Source organism: Streptomyces sp. NBC_00846 (genome assembly GCF_045207325.1).
Taxonomy (GTDB): domain Bacteria; phylum Actinomycetota; class Actinomycetes; order Streptomycetales; family Streptomycetaceae; genus Streptomyces.
In genome coordinates this window covers 6,149,389-6,164,353 of record NZ_CP108846.1, presented here as the reverse complement: position 1 = coordinate 6,164,353, position 14,965 = coordinate 6,149,389, and the positions used below count along the sequence as shown (strand labels likewise).

The 14,965-nt window shown below is 65.7% G+C and carries 12 protein-coding genes and 1 pseudogene; 6 read left to right on the top strand and 7 right to left on the bottom strand.

The window, feature by feature from the left end; all coding sequences use genetic code 11:
* Positions 1–527 precede the first annotated feature (527 nt).
* Positions 528–1,784 carry a M20 family metallopeptidase gene (locus OG936_RS28355; RefSeq protein ID WP_406498477.1) on the bottom strand — a complete coding sequence of 419 codons (1,257 nt, stop codon included), beginning with the start codon at positions 1,782–1,784 and terminating at the stop codon, positions 528–530.
* A 153-nt stretch (positions 1,785–1,937) separates the two neighbouring features.
* Here OG936_RS28355 and OG936_RS28350 point away from each other — a divergent pair, with 153 nt between their 5' ends.
* Positions 1,938–2,561, top strand: coding sequence for an RraA family protein (locus OG936_RS28350; RefSeq protein ID WP_406498475.1), 624 nt, complete (start codon positions 1,938–1,940; stop codon positions 2,559–2,561).
* 220 nt (positions 2,562–2,781) lie between these two features.
* Positions 2,782–4,311, top strand: coding sequence for a UDP-N-acetylglucosamine 1-carboxyvinyltransferase (locus tag OG936_RS28345; protein WP_266749339.1), 1,530 nt, complete (start codon positions 2,782–2,784; stop codon positions 4,309–4,311).
* A 709-nt stretch (positions 4,312–5,020) separates the two neighbouring features.
* Here OG936_RS28345 and OG936_RS28340 read toward each other — a convergent pair.
* The 3 genes from OG936_RS28340 to OG936_RS28330 all read right to left on the bottom strand — a co-directional run bounded on the left by OG936_RS28340 (position 5,021) and on the right by OG936_RS28330 (position 8,243).
* Positions 5,021–6,409: an IS1380 family transposase gene (locus tag OG936_RS28340; RefSeq protein WP_406498474.1), complete on the bottom strand. Its 1,389-nt coding sequence runs from the start codon at positions 6,407–6,409 to the stop codon at positions 5,021–5,023.
* A gap of 246 nt (positions 6,410–6,655) precedes the next feature.
* Positions 6,656–7,279, bottom strand: a complete 624-nt coding sequence (locus OG936_RS28335) for a hypothetical protein (protein WP_406498472.1) — start codon at positions 7,277–7,279, stop codon at positions 6,656–6,658.
* Positions 7,280–7,307: 28 nt separating this feature from the next.
* Entirely contained in the window at positions 7,308–8,243 is a 936-nt protein-coding gene (locus tag OG936_RS28330; protein ID WP_406498470.1) for an RHS repeat-associated core domain-containing protein, read from the bottom strand.
* A gap of 364 nt (positions 8,244–8,607) precedes the next feature.
* On the opposite strand from OG936_RS28330, the pseudogene OG936_RS28325 reads away from it, so the two are divergent.
* The 4 genes and pseudogenes from OG936_RS28325 to OG936_RS28310 all read left to right on the top strand — a co-directional run bounded on the left by OG936_RS28325 (position 8,608) and on the right by OG936_RS28310 (position 10,891).
* Positions 8,608–9,511 (top strand): annotated as a pseudogene (locus OG936_RS28325) (Scr1 family TA system antitoxin-like transcriptional regulator).
* The gene (locus OG936_RS28320; RefSeq protein WP_406498468.1) at positions 9,508–9,693 is read left to right on the top strand and encodes a DUF397 domain-containing protein; all 186 of its coding nucleotides are present in this window, start codon (positions 9,508–9,510) and stop codon (positions 9,691–9,693) included. Before OG936_RS28325 ends, OG936_RS28320 begins: the two are co-directional and overlap by 4 nt.
* 155 nt (positions 9,694–9,848) lie before the next feature.
* Positions 9,849–10,010: a hypothetical protein gene (locus tag OG936_RS28315; protein ID WP_406498466.1), complete on the top strand. Its 162-nt coding sequence runs from the start codon at positions 9,849–9,851 to the stop codon at positions 10,008–10,010.
* 86 nt (positions 10,011–10,096) lie between these two features.
* Entirely contained in the window at positions 10,097–10,891 is a 795-nt protein-coding gene (locus OG936_RS28310) for an acyltransferase (protein ID WP_406498464.1), read from the top strand.
* Positions 10,892–11,023: 132 nt separating this feature from the next.
* Here the strand turns inward: OG936_RS28310 and OG936_RS28305 are convergent, their stop codons facing one another.
* The 3 genes from OG936_RS28305 to OG936_RS28295 are packed head-to-tail and all read right to left on the bottom strand — an operon-like array spanning position 11,024 to position 14,385.
* Positions 11,024–12,088: an NAD-dependent epimerase/dehydratase family protein gene (locus tag OG936_RS28305; RefSeq protein ID WP_406498462.1), complete on the bottom strand. Its 1,065-nt coding sequence runs from the start codon at positions 12,086–12,088 to the stop codon at positions 11,024–11,026.
* A gap of 5 nt (positions 12,089–12,093) precedes the next feature.
* Complete coding sequence (locus OG936_RS28300; protein ID WP_383760582.1) at positions 12,094–12,810, bottom strand: 2-C-methyl-D-erythritol 4-phosphate cytidylyltransferase; 717 nt, start codon at positions 12,808–12,810, stop codon at positions 12,094–12,096.
* 3 nt (positions 12,811–12,813) lie between these two features.
* On the bottom strand, positions 12,814–14,385 hold the full coding sequence (locus OG936_RS28295; RefSeq protein ID WP_406498460.1) for a CDP-glycerol glycerophosphotransferase family protein: 1,572 nt from the start codon (positions 14,383–14,385) through the stop codon (positions 12,814–12,816).
* Positions 14,386–14,965 lie beyond the last annotated feature (580 nt).

The window sequence follows — 14,965 nt, the reverse complement described above, 5'->3', positions numbered from 1 at the left end:
AGCACGTCGGTCTCGAACTGGGCGAGTTCTTCCTCGCTCACCGGGGCCCGGTACTCGCGCAGGTCGCGTACGACGGCCAGAGCCAACCCACGCCTCCTCGACTTCACCCAGACTGAAGGAATACCGACAGCAATGAGGCTCGCGTACTCAGGGCGAGGTTGGGTCAGAACGGGCTCCGGTCACCCGGACGAGGTAACAGGTCCTGGTACAGGCACTCTCAAGAACGCCGGTCGGTCGTGGACGAGGCCGGGAACTCAGCGACTATTGCTCACCCTATTCAGACGCCAGGTTCCAGATCAACTGAGATTTTTTCGGCCACCCAGGTGTCTCAACCGTTCTGGTCGCCCCACGCCACAGCCGCGACTTCGGACCAGATCGCTTGAGACGGAACACGAGAGGCACCCACCGAGAGCGATCGTTTGCCATCGAACCTAGTCGCCCAAGGTCAGGGCATCGCACCGGACTAACTTCGCTGTCAACGGACACCCTGGCCGACCGCCTTTCGCGGCGGCGCGCCGGCCACCGGGTCACCTGCCGAGCCACGCGAGGGCGGCGACCGTCAGCGCACCGACACCGGTGTTCAGGGTCGGCTGGACGACCGGGGCGAAGGCGGGGCTGTGGTTCACCGGGATGTCCTGGGCGACGGTCCCGTTCCTGGCGGCCTCGGCATACAGGCCGGGGTCGATGCCCCCGATGCCCCAGTAGGTGAATGGCGCTCCGAACGCCTTGGGGATCTCGCTCATGTCCTCGCTGGCGGTCTGCAGGTCGATGGTGTGCGCGGCGTCGCCGAAGTGGGCGGCGAACGCCTCGGCGACGCGCCGGGTCGGCGCCTCGTCATTGACCGTGGGCGGGAAGGTGACGGTCTTCTCGATCTCGGGTGGCCTCGGCGATCGGGATGCCTGGCTCTCGGCCTCGACGATCCGCTCGATCGCGTTCAGGACGTGCGTGCGCGAGGCGTCGTCGTACGTACGGACGTTGAGCTGGATGACCGCGCGGTCGGGGATGACGTTGGGGCCGGTGCCGGCATGGATGCTGCCCACGGTGACGACGGCCGGGGTGCTGGCGGCCAGTTCCCGGGAGACAATGGTCTGCAGGCGTACAACGATCATCGCGGCCATCACCACGGGGTCGATCGCGGCCTGGGGCATGGAGCCGTGCGCGCCCCGGCCGTACACGGTGATGCGCAGGCTGTCGGCGGCCGACAGGAACGACCCGGAGCGAGTGCCGACATAGCCGGCCGGATAGGGCAGGACGTGTTGGGCGAGTACCACATCGGGTCGGGGGGCCTTCGACGTCAAACCGTCGTCGATCATGGCTTCGGCGCCGTCGCCGTTCTCCTCCGAGGGCTGGAAGAGGGCCACGAAGGTGCCTCGCCAGGCGTCCTTGGCCCGGGCCATCAGCCGTGCGCAGCCGATCAGACAGGTCACGTGCACATCGTGTCCGCAGGCGTGCATCACGGGCTGCTCGGTGCCGTCATCGCCGGTCACCGTGGCCGTGGAGGCGTAGGGCAGGCCGGTCTGTTCGCGTACCGGGAGGGCGTCCATGTCGGCGCGGGCCATGACGACCGGGCCCTCGCCGTTGACCAGGGTGCCGATCACCCCGGTTCCGCCGATGCTTTCGGTGACTTCGTAGCCGAAGTTCCGCAGGGCGTCGGCCGCCTTCTTGGCCGTGCGGTGCTCCCGCAAGCCGAGTTCGGGGTGTCTGTGCAGGTCCTTGTAGATGCCCTCCAGATCGGAGCCGACGCCGTCGAGGCCTGCCAGCACGGTGTGGGCACGGTCGGTCATGGAGGCTCCTTGTGCAAGTGGGACTCCCCCGCGGCAGTTCGGTAGTCTCGCCGCCGCACTCCTCCCATCGTCCGCCGGACACACAGCGGTTGCACCGTGGACGCGGGGAACGCGCCGCCTGCGGTGGGTCGGGTGCCCGGACGAAGGAGGAACATGAACGACGCCACCAAGTTCAAGGACATCCCGCCGACCACCCTCGCCGATCTCCTGGGCCGCGAACAGGTCATGGACATCGGCATCCGGCCTCTGTGGCCGTCGGTCCCACGAGTCGCCGGACCGGCCTTCACCGTGCGCTGTCCTCCGGGCGACAACCTGATGCTGCACGCGGCCATCCACCGCGCGGAACCCGGCTCGGTCATCGTCGTGGAGGCGGGGGACGTGGACTACGCGCTCGCCGGAGGAAACGTCTGTGCCGTCGCCCAGCGCCGCGGGATCGCGGCGTTCGTGACCGACGGAGTGATCCGCGACCTCGCCGAGGTGCGCGAGATGGGTTTCCCCGTCTTCGCCAGGGGAGTCATCCCCATCCCGGGCACCAAGAAGGCCGTCGGGCCGCTCAATGCCCCGGTGCGGTGCGGTGGGGTGGCCGTCGCCCCCGGCGACATCGTGGTGGCCGACGAAGAGGGCGTCGTGGTCACACCCCGCGCCCGCCGGGAGGACGTACTGCGCGATGCCCGGAAGAAGTTGGCCAAGGAGGCCGGGGAAACCCTTGACGCTTGGGAGAAGGCCCATCGCGAGCGCATCGACGCGATCCTGGCCGAGGACGGCTTCGAGGACTGACCTGCGGGCCGGGCCGAGGCCGGTGTACGTCCACCCCGGACGGACGTACACCGCGCGCCTTCCCGACGAGCCCGGTGCACCATGGAACGCACGGCGCATCCGTGACCCGCACCGCTCGTCACGCGATCGCGGCCGGACAACAGCCGTGCCTGCACACGGCCGTCACCCGAACGGAGCACCCACCCCAGGGCTCATCTCATATCTGAGATAGCCTTTCGTCATGTCAGACGACTACCTCGTACGCATCGGCAAGCTCATCCGTGACGCACGTCAGCATCGTGGCTGGACACAGAGCCAGCTCGCCGAGGCGCTCGCCACCAGTCAGAGCGCCGTCAATCGCATCGAGCGCGGTAACCAGAACATCAGCCTTGAGATGATCGCGCGCATCGGTGAAGCACTCGACAGCGAGATCGTTTCGCTCGGCTACGCCGGGCCGATGCACCTGCGGGTGGTCGGTGGGCGCCGGCTCTCGGGCTCCATCGACGTCAAGACGAGCAAGAACGCGTGCGTGGCGCTGCTCTGCGCCTCACTGCTCAACAGGGGCCGTACGGTGCTGCGCCGCGTGGCCCGCATCGAGGAGGTCTACCGCCTCCTGGAGGTGCTGAACTCCATCGGCGTGCGGACCCGGTGGATCAACGAGGGGATCGATCTGGAGATCGTCCCGCCCGCCCGGCTCGACATGGACGCCATCGACGCGGACGCCGCCCGCCGGACCCGTTCCATCATCATGTTCCTCGGCCCGCTGCTGCACCGGATGGACGCGTTCAAACTTCCGTACGCGGGCGGCTGCGACCTCGGCACGCGGACCATCGAGCCGCACATGATCGCGCTGCGCCGGTTCGGGCTGGAGATCGCCGCGACCGAGGGGCTCTACCACGCGCAAATAGACCACTCGGTCACGCCCGACCGTCCCATCGTGCTCACCGAGCGCGGTGACACCGTGACCGAGAACGCACTGCTGGCCGCCGCCCGGCACGACGGCACGACCGTCATCCGTAACGCCTCCTCCAACTACATGGTCCAGGACCTCTGCTTCTTCCTGGAGGCACTGGGCATACGCGTGGACGGCATCGGCACGACGACACTGACCGTGCACGGCGCTCCGCACATAGATGTGGACGTCGACTACTCCCCCTCCGAAGACCCGGTCGAGGCGATGAGTCTGCTCGCCGCCGCCGTGGTGACGGAGTCCGAGCTGACGATCCGCCGGGTGCCGATCGAGTTCCTGGAGATCGAGCTCGCGGTACTCGAAGAGATGGGCGTCGACTGCGACCGTACGACGGAGTACGCCGCCGACAACGGCCGTACCAGGCTGGTCGACCTCACGGTCCGCCCCTCCAAACTGGAGGCGCCGATCGACAAGGTCCACCCCATGCCGTTCCCCGGGCTCAACATCGACAATGTGCCCTTCTTCGCGGCCATCGCCGCCTCGGCCCAGGGCCAGACCCTCATCCACGACTGGGTCTACGACAACCGGGCCATCTACCTCACCGACCTGAACCGCCTCGGCGGCAGGCTGCAGCTCCTGGACCCGCACCGGGTACTCGTCGAGGGCCCGACCCGCTGGCGCGCCGCCGAGATGATGTGCCCGCCCGCGCTGCGGCCCGCCGTGGTGGTGCTGCTCGCCATGATGGCGGCGGAGGGCACGTCCGTACTGCGCAACGTGTACGTCATCAACCGCGGTTACGAGGAGCTGGCGGAGCGGCTCAACTCCGTGGGCGCGCAGATCGAGATCTTCCGGGACATCTGACCGGCGCGGTGTTGCGCCCCTTGGGGGCAAGGGGCGCGACACCTCAACATGCCAGCTGACCTGCGGATACCTACCTTCACAGCCCTCCACTGATCACTGTTGTTTTTCAGCACCTTGTGCAACGCACGTGCAAGATGATCTCGAATGGGTGACGGTACGTCAGAGAAGCCTGAATAACCGTCAGTCTTCACGGAGGGTTGTCGCCGAAGTGGCCTCGCAACGTCCGATGTCGGTCGTGTCACGCCGACCGCGTCTGGTCGACGAGGTGAACCGCCATCTGCCCGACGTCTCCGGCCTCGCGACGCAGCCTGGGGTCCGGCCGCGCATCCGAGTCCTCCGGCTGACCACCTCGCCACGCAGAAGAGGACCCGCACCACGCGGGCGCGGGTCCTCTGTCGTAGACGGGCGCCGTGACGGGCTGAGCCTGCGCCCACCTCGCGGGAGCACCCACGTTGGCGGCATACATCCACCGGAGGTATACGTCGTAGCGGTGGGAACTCCAGCCACTCTCGCGCCAGATCCGCTTGATGATCGCCTCGGACCGCTCATCCCGGATCCACCGGCTTGATTGTGGTGTGATCGGTTCGGGGTCGTGCAGGACGTGTCGGGGCTGAGTTGCGAATTCGGGCGTAGGGTGGCCGCTGGTCTGCCCAGCCTTTCCACTTTTCCGCAGGTCTCGGGCCCTTTCGGGCAGGTCGGTCAGGGAGTGTCATAGGGCTGGTGGTGCGTGCACGAGGCTGAAGAGCTGGGTGAAGTCCGTGCTCCAGGGCCAGCGTTCGGGCAGGTGCAGGGTGAGGCGGCGGGCCGAGCGGGCCAGGCGGGCGGGCACGTTGATCAGGTGGTCACGGATGGTGGCGGTGGTCGCTCTGGCATGGAACGTTCCGGCCAGGGCGCCGGCGGCGCGGGTCAGGTTGTGCGCCAGGGCTGCCAGGGCGAGCCATGCGGCATTGGCCTGGAAATGCCCGGACGGCGCGTGGGCGAAGGCGCTGTTCTTGACATCCGCGATCACCTGCTCGACGACAGCGTGCCGTCGGTGATCACGCTCGGCATCGTTCAAGGAGAGCGGGGAGTCGGTGAACGCGGCGTGGTAGCGCCAGGTGTCGAACAGCGTGCCCTGTCCGGCGGGGACGGCATCGGTGGTCAGGCGTTTGACGCGGCGCACGATCAGACGGGAGGTGACCTGCTGCTTCTTCGGCTTGGAAGTGAAGGCGGTGTAGCCGGTCTCGGCTATCTCGGCGTCGGAGATCCAGCACTGGCCCTCCTCGTCCCAGACCGCCTTGAGGTACTGGATCGGCGTCCAGGCGTCCTCATCGATGCGGCCGATGGCGGCCTTGACGGAGGCGTTCATCCGCACGGTGATGGAGAACCGCGCGCCGAGCGCCCGGCAGGAGCTGACGACGTCGGCGCCGTAGAACGCTGAGTCCGCGCGCATCACCATGAGGCCACTGGCGCCGCAGGCGCGGGCGGTGCGGATGGTCTCGGCGACGAACGCTGCCGCCCCGCGCGCGGAGTTCGATGGTCCTTTGCGCAGCCTGGTGGCGGCGATCACCGGGGCGGCCAGGGGTGTGGAGACGATGCCGAGCAGCGCGTTCAGGCCCTTGACCTTGCTGTATCCATAACCGGCGCCCTGCTTGGCGTAGCCGTAGGTGCGGCGGATGGTGTCATCGATGTCCACGTAGGAGACCTGGTCCGCGCCGGGCAGCAGCGGGGTATGACGGGCCAGCGCGGGCAGGAACCGGCGGGCCACAGCGTGCAGTTGCTTCACATGCCCGTGCGTGAAGGAACGCAGAAACGACCCCAGCGTGGACGGGGCCCGCACACCGGAGAACAGGCGGCCCATCGCGCCGTGCCGCAGCCGGTCCATGTCATCGATGCTGTCGGCGCCCGCGACCATGCCGCCCACCAGCGACATCACTTTTGCGGCGGGGAAGGCGCCGGTGCCGTCCTTCGAGGCCGGCAGTCGGATGTGCTCCCCGACCAGCGCGGGCAGACCGCACCGCTCGGCCAACCGCACCACCGGCTCCAGGCCGCAGTACGCGATCAGGTTCGGGTCGTCGAACGCGGATGAGACCGCCACTGCGGCATGGGAAGATTGCATCTCGGAAGTGCCTTGCTGATCGTGCCTGATGTGGTCCTAGAGAAACCCCATCATCGCAGGTCACAAGGCACTTCTTCGTTCCCCGAGAAACTGCCCACAGACATCAAGCCGGTGGATCCGGGCTCAAGAAGACTCACTCCCGTTACAGCTCCATGTCGGTTTCACAGAGGACGGCTGCGTCGAGGGCGAAGGGCAAAACATATGTCAACTCACGTGCCGCCCTCTCACACCGTCATCCGCCACGATCTACAGCCGGATCGAAGAATCAAGCGCCCTTACCACATGACCACCTGCAGGCCCTCCATTACATTTCCAAACTGCAGTCTCACGGAAATAATCCACGTGCAGACCGAAGGAGTGGCGGCCACAGACGGGCCAGACCGTGACATAATAATCCATAACAAATTCCTGCACCCCTTCCGCCACGACACCAAGGACTTCCGCCCAATCCGGTGTCGAGACTTCTGCGGACTTGAAGCGAACCACGCCGACCGGCCCAAATTCCGGGTCGCGAAAATAGTTGACGTAGCTGAACTCCTCCCCGACAACCCTTTTCCCTGTTTCGTCGAGTACGGACTTCTGGATCACTTCGAAGGCCGATCTCGCCATGGAAAAGGTTCGCGTGGTCCAGAGTTCACAGAATTCTTCTCCGGAAATTTCTCCGAATTCATCATGCACCTCGGACATCCACGCCAGCACCTCCTCCGGCATGGACTCCCCCTGCCGCCAGACTGCTTGCAGCATCCTGTCCCGCCAGTCCAGAAAATTCGACACCCTCGCCAGCCTTCCGATTGGATTCACCTGCTGAAAGTTCGCCCCACAAAACAGCATATCGCCGGAAGGATCCCTTCCGGCGATATGCTGTTTCACGTGTTCACCTGGATCGATCCGGAGATCCTCAGGTAAACAGGGCCCAAACGCTCAGCCTCGGGTTTCTCACGCAAATGTTCTGGACAGTGACGGTGCCAGACCATTCAACATTGTCCGTCCAGTCGAACCATCTCGTGAACCCGAGGACGCTGTACTTTCCTCGCTCGGACTCCGATCTGCCTCTCCCGTTCGGAACCCCCCAGGAGGCGTGGAAGAAGTAATCCCCTGCCTCCGCGTGACCGTAGCTCTGATTCGACACAATCCGCTTCCCCGGAATGGTGATGCTGAACACCAGTTTCACGGAGCCGTACTTCTTCCATATACTCTTCAGCTTCAGGCGCCAGGTGAGACTGCACTTGGAATGCCCGGTGCAGGATCGCCCGAGATACAGCGTGTAGTTCTTTGTCGCCTTTTGCTGATCGCGATAGTTCAGTCGGCTCCCGCTGGTGTCCAGCTGCGTGACCGGATCGGCGGGGTAAACGTAGGCGTTGGCGTTGCCGCCGTAGACCGGGTCGGCCTGGAGGAAGCGGCCGGTGGTCGGGTCGTAGACGCGGACACCCATCAGGGTGTATCCGGCCAGGCCGTCGGTGGCGCGCTGGTAGGAGCCCAGGGATCCGTACTCCGCTGCGGCGGCAGTGGCGTCCAGCGGGGTGCCGTACTCGTCGTAACGCTGGACTCCGGCGGTGGCGGTCTCCAGATCCAGCTGGACGGAGATGTCACCGTGCAGGTTGGACAGTTGGAGGACCGCGTCGCCGGTGGCGCTGGTGGTGACGGCCAGGCCGCCGAAGAGGTCGGAGACGTTGCGCTTGACGGGGGACGGACTTTCCCTCTCCGTCAGCACCGTGCCCCCACGCTTGATCGCGCAGCGGCGCAGGCGGGTGAGCACCTCAATCCGTACCGCACCGATTCCCTCCTGATCCCGGACCAGTTGCAGAGGCCGGACCCTCGGCGCACCGAGAGACACGCAGCGCCTCTCGCGCACACCCAGCACTGCCGCGTCAGGGTCAGGACCCGCAGGGAGACAGCACCCACACTGCCCGGCGGCACGACCGGAGGCGGCTCGACACGGCCAGGGTCGAGGTCGCCGCCTTCAGCGAGCGCATCGAGACGGCCACGGGTCGCGCACCGGACCCCCTGGGCACTGGAGAGACCACGGTGGAGAAGGACACCCCCGGCCGGCACCCGCACCGAGCAGGAGGCACATCTTCCAGCGAACCTGTTCACCGACCACCCGATCCGGCATAGGCCCATGGGGCAGATCAGGAATCCGTACGCTGAGTCAGCGTACGAGTGCGGAGAGTGGACCGCGTCCAGGGTGAAGCGTGACCATGGGTGGGTCGGCGGGACGGTACGTGGAGGTGGGTGGGTTGGACGAAGCAGTGGTGGGTTCGGGTGGAGCTTGCGGGGGTACGGCGGGCAACGGCGGGGCGGAACCGGAGAGTTCGGACAGCCTCAAGGCGTTCGGGGAGGTCGTGAAGGCGTTCCGGAAGCGGGCGCGGCTGACGCAGGAGCAGTTCGCGCCCCGGGTGCGGTACTCGGTGCCGACCGTCGCCTCGATCGAGCAGGGGCGACGCTTTCCGCCGACGGACTTCGTGCACCGGGCGGAGGAGGTGCTGGACGCGTTCGGGGCGCTGCGGGGTGCGGCGCGGCATCTGTCGCGGCGGCCGGGGCTGGCTAGTTGGTTCCGGCAGTGGGCCCAGTTGGAAGCGGAGGCCGTCGCCCTCTATACATACGAGTGCCGGTTGATTCCAGGGCTTTTACAAACGGAGGCGTACGCGCGAAGCCTGTTCTCGGAGCGACTTCCGCCGCTGGGGGACGACCAGATCGAAGCCCGGCTGTCAGCGCGTACGGATCGGCAGCGGATACTTACTGAGCGCCCCAACACGGCCTACAGCTTCATCGTCGAGGAGCACGTATTCCTGCGAGGGACGGGTGGGCCGGAGGCCTCGGCTGAGCTCATCGACCACGTCCTCAAACTTGCGAGGTTCCGGAACATCGAGGTCCAGGTCATGCCGCAGGCGCGCGGCAGCCACGCGGGGATCGACGGCCCCATGCAGCTGTTGGCCGGACAACAGATGGTTCGGCTACTGCGAGGGGCAGGAAAGCGGCCAGTTCATCTCCGACCTCAAAGTGGTCAGCATGCTCCAGATGCGGTATGCCAGGATGCGATCACAGGCTCTCTCGTTGGAGGACTCCCTGAGCCTGTTGCGGCAGATCCGAGGAGCAACATGAACAACACAGAACTGGTCTGGTTCAAAAGCAGTTACAGCGGCAGTTCGGGCGACAGCTGTGTCGAGGTGGCGACGGCCCCCGTGACGGTCCACGTCCGGGACTCGAAGGTCGAGCAGGGGCCTCAGCTCGCCCTCTCGCCCGCGTCGTGGGCGAGCTTCGTCTCGTACGCCGGCCAGGCCTGATCGAGCGCCCCGTGCCAGTTCCAGTCCGGCTCCGGGGCGCTCCTCTCAGACATCCTTCGTCCGTTGGGTGAAGTAGGCGTGCGCGGCACGCATCTCAGCTTCACGGTTTCCGTGCCGACGCCGTTCAGCGGCTGTGATCCGAGGTGCGAAAGAATGTGCCGGTGCACCCTCTGCTCGATGCGCTCGATCGTGGACGGGTTCCCGCTCCGGACTACGGTGAACGCGAACTGCGCGGCGCCGAAGCTCTCGATCCGGCAGCCGGTGTTGCGGCCGCGATCGGTTTGATCACGGCCGGGTTCAGCAACAGATTCATCTGATAACTTGAGCCAAAATCGCAGGCCCGAACGGAGGTACGAGGGGCAGGTCCAGCCCTGACCCGGTCAAGGGCACCCCTCAGATCACGATGTTGCAACTGCATAAGCTGGAGCGCTACAAGGACGATCAAGGAAACGAGATCGTCTACGACGGCGAGGTCCTTGAGACCAAGATCGATATCCGGTTCAAGGGGTCGAACAACAGACTCGTCATCAGCCCCAAGGCAGACATCAAGGACCTGCTCGTCACCTTCTCGGGAGACAACGGTCAGATCGAGATCGAGCAGACCACGAAGAAGCGCGCAGGTCTCCGCTTCGAACTGCGCTGCGGGCACGAGTCCCGGATCCGGATCGGCGAGAACGTGGGCTGCGCCGGCCGCGCCTTCATCTCCGCCGTCGAAGGCGTGTCGGTGACGATCGGCGCCGACGTGATGTTCGCCAAGAACATCGAGGTGCGCGGCGACGACACCCACCCGATCTTCGACGTGCGCACCGAGAAGCGCGTGAACCCGTCCCAGTCGATCGTCGTGGGCGAGCACGTCTGGATCGCGAAGCACGCGGTCGTGATGGGCGGCGTCACCATCGGCAACGGCTCGGTGATCGGCTTCCGCAGCATCGTCACGTCGAACATTCCCAACAACTGCATCGCGGTGGGAGCACCGGCGCGGGTGGTGCGGCGGAACATCGCCTGGGAGCGTCCCGAGGTCGTTCCTCGCCGCCCGAATGAGCTGTATCCGCGCAAGGGCGAGAAATCCCCGCAGTACTGGAATCCCACCGAGGACAACGCGGCTTCGGAGAAACCGGTGGTGCGGCAGCAGCAGCGGCGGGGCCGGTTCCTTCCGGCCTCGGTGCGGCGGCTGGCCAGGAAGCTCCGATCCTCCTGAAGCGCCCACGTTCGGCGATTCAGTGACATCACGCACATTGCCTCGGGCGCGGACTTTCGTCCGCGCCCGAGGCAATGTGCGTCCTGGCGATTTCCGTAGATCCGTGTCGGTGGCGCGCCGACGCGGGATTCGCTAAACGCCCGGGGCGTTCGACTCCAGATGGGTCACCATGCGGTTCAGCCCGGTCGGCAGATCGACCACCGGGCTCCAGCCGAGTGCTGCAAGCCGGGCGCTGTCCAGACCCTGCTTCTTCGTCAGGCTGTAGGAGCGCGCGTCGGACTCATTGGTGAACCGGAGCTGCTGCCCGCGCTCCGGGCGCACCTCGGTGAACAGCTCCGCCAGCCGCCGGATCGAGACCAGACCGGACGGGTCCGCGACGTTGTAGGCCACCTGGTCACCGCAGAGCAGCGCATAGAACAGCCCCGCGATGGCGTCGGCCACGTAAGTGTAGGTCCGTACGCCGGAACCGTCGCTGTTGAGCACGATGTCCTTGCCGGCCACCACGTTCGCCGCGAAGTCGGCCTGCACCCGGCCGTCGTCGAGCGCCATCCCCGGCCCGTAGACGTGACCGAACCTGACGACGCGGCTGTCGATGCCGTACTGCGCCTGGTAGGTCGCGCAGATCGTCTCCGCGGCGCGCTTTCCCTCGGCGTAGCAGGCCCGCGGGTTGAGGATGTCGAAGCCGCCATAACTCTGCTCGTCGATGAGCTCGGTCTCCGGGGGCTGGGCACCGTAGACCTCCGCCGAGGACATCAGCAGGAACCCGCGGCTGGCCTTCGCCACACAGAGGTCGAGCAGATTGAAGGTGCCCAGCAGGTTCGCCTTGATCGTCATGACCGGCTGGCTGCCGTGCAGGGCGGGCCGTGCGGCGCTCGCCCCGTGGATCACGTAGTCGACGGGGCCGGACAGTTCGAGCGGAGTCGCCACGTCCTGGACGACGAGGTGGAAGTCCGGGCGGTCGATCACGTCCGCGAGCAGCCGTCTGGCCTTCTCCTCGTTCCGCACCAGACCGTGCACGGTGATGCCCGCGCCGTGCCGGTCGTTCAGTGCGAGCAGGGTGTAGACGACGTACGACGGCAACATGCCGCTCGCGCCGGTGACCAGTACGGTGCGGCCGGAAAGCTCACTCCACGGCAGGTCACGGTCAAGGATCTCATCGAGGTCGTGCGCCACGACCGGGCTGGAGACAGTGGTCACTGGAATCACGTACCTACGATCTGCTGGTTCTCACGGATCTCGAAGAACGTCCGGCACAGGTAGAAGTCCTCGGCCGTCGTGATCTTGATGTTCGAGCGGGGGCCGACCACGCGGTAGAGCTTGCGACCGTACCGGTGCATGAGGGAGCACGAGTCGATGGTGTCGTGCTCGTCCTCCGCGACCGCCCGGTCGTACAGCGAGAGGATCTCGCCGAGCCGGAAGCTCTGCGGGGCCTGGGCAGCGTATATGTGGTCGCGCGGGATCACGTCGTCGATGTGCTCGTACTCACTCGACACCACGGTCTCGTTGAACTTGGTGCAGGTGATGGCCGAGCCGTGCTCCAGGACCGACTCGATGTTGGCGCTGATCAACTTGGCGTCGATCAACGGCCGCACGCCGTCGTGGATCAGCACGACGGTGTCATCGGGGCAGTCCGCGGCGACCGTCTCGAGGGCTTTGTGCCGCGACTCCTGACCGGTCCGGCCGCCGTCGATGATCCACTTGACTTTCTGGATCTCGTATCGCTTCAGCAGCTTCACCATGTGCTCGCGGTACTCGGCGAGTATCGCGATGGCGATGCTGTCTATCTCGGGATGCGCCTCGAAGTGCTCAAGGGTGTGGATGATGATCGGCTTGCCCTGGACCTCCAGGAACTGCTTCGGGAGGGCGCGGGTGTTCATCCTCGACCCGATGCCGCCGGCGAAAAGCAACGCAACGTTCATAATTTATTCCTCTGACTGGTCGCTGAGCGGCTGGTCGCCCACCGTCGTGTCATCCGGGACGGGACCGAGCCACTGGTGCCGGCCGCCCGTATCCCTGCCACCGTGATCTCCGACCACCAGCCAGTCGATCACGCGGTCCGCCGAGTTGGTGTCGACGTAGTCGAAGTTCTCCCGCCGGAACTCCTCGACCTTCGAGATGTCGAAGTCCTCGTCCTGCAGAGCCTTGAGCAGCTCGTCGAAGGTCACGCAGATCTTGCCGGGGGCGACAGTGTCGTAATCGCGGTGGAATCCGCGGATCACCGAATACGTGTCCTTGTCGTACGCGTAGAACAGGATCGGCTTGTCGAGCAGCGTGTACTCGTAGATGATCGACGAGTAGTCGGTGACGAGCACGTCGGTCACATGCAGCAGATCGTTGGTGTCGGGGAACGACGCGAAGTTCATCAGCCGGTCCGCGTACTCGGCGGGGATCGGCGGGGGCTCCGCGATGAAGTGGTGCATCCGGAAGAGCACGACGTACTTGTCGCCGCAGACCTCGTGGAGCTTCCCGAAGTCGATGCGGTCGTAGTCGTAGTGCGCGTCTCCTATGCTCTTCCCGCGGAAGGTCGGCGCGAACAGCACGATCTTCTTGCCCTGGAGTTGCGGGTACGAGGCAAAGAAGTCGTCAGTGACCTTCTGGGAACGCTCCTTGTCGAGGAACGTATCGATGCGGGGCAGGCCGGTCGGTACGACCGCCGACTCCTCGATGCCGAACGCCTCGGCGTACACCGGCACAAGATGCTTGGACCCGGTGATGACGTGGGTGTACTTGCGGTGGGCGTTGGACAGCTTCGGCGAACCGTACTTTCCGAACCGGCTGTAGCCGACCGCCTTGAAGCCGCTTCCGGCGTGCCAGAGCTGGATGATCTTGGTCTCGGGCGAAATGCTCAGGTTTCCGAGAAGCCCGAAGTAGTCGTCCATCAGCACGGTGTCCGACGTCGCGAGCAGGTAGATGAGACGAAGCGTGCTCCACTTGTTCGCCGTGGCGGGTACCCGGAACGAGCGGCGGAACGTGTACTTCTTGTCGAGGCCTCGCTCGATCATCCGGTCGTGGACACGCGCCAGGTTGCCGCCGAGGCCGGTGCGCATTTCGGAGGCGAACAGAATCCGGTTACCGCGCGGCGGATTCAGGCGGCGCGCGGCCCAGTAGAAGCGGTTGGCCATCTTGCGGCGCCGGGCCCGCGGCAGCACCTTCAGTGATATTCGCTTGCCGAGCGGCTTCTTCACCGCGTTCTTGCTCGGCCCCGCGCCGCGGAACAACTGGTACGTCCGCATGAGGAACTCGGGGTTCTCGTCGTCGTCCGAGATCCCGAACGCGATCACGTAAACGGAGCGGTTGCGGTCGTAGAGGAAGGAGCGGGAGTCGACGTCGAGCCGGTCCGCGTCCTTGAGGTCGAAGGTGGCGGCGGGCAGTCGCTCATCACCGGCCACCGGGACGATCCGCCACGTGCCGTTGGGCACCTGGCGCCGGTCCTGAAAGTTGGTGACGTTGATCTCCAAGCGGTGCTGTCCGGCGTCGATCTGCCGAGAGTTCACCGGGAATTCGCGCTCGTTGTCAACAATCAGGAACCGGAGAGTACTAGGATCTCCAGTGAAGTCCGAAACCGTCACAACAAGAGCAAGGTGCACACGCTCCCAGGAAATCGCCGCTATTGAGCAACCCGCCATCGTCGTCCTTCCGTTTGTGAACCGTCGTGCCTTCTATGAGGCTTGCGCGACGGCTACGGAGCCTGCCAGCGCCAGGTGGGACGGTGATCGGATCATAGCGTACCGAGCCAGTCCGGCCCTCCTTGCCCGGCCGTGGAGAGCTGTTGATCTGCCTGGACGACGCCGTCCGTGATTTCACACAGCAGCGGCCCGAATACTCTTCGCAGTGCACATTCATCCCGCACCCCGCTGTGAAGTTCGCCAGAAGGCGGACCCGGACGGCTTTTGATAGAGCCGAGGAAGGGCACCTGCCCGGCCACCGGCTCCCGGTCCACGCGGATCAGGTCGCTCTCGGGGTCCTTCGACAAGCCATATCGTCCCATTTCAAAGGCATTTCGCATCCCTGTCCAAGATCCGGACGCCACTTGACCGAAACACCGAGGCCAGGAGACGCCGCCACCCGGCGGGA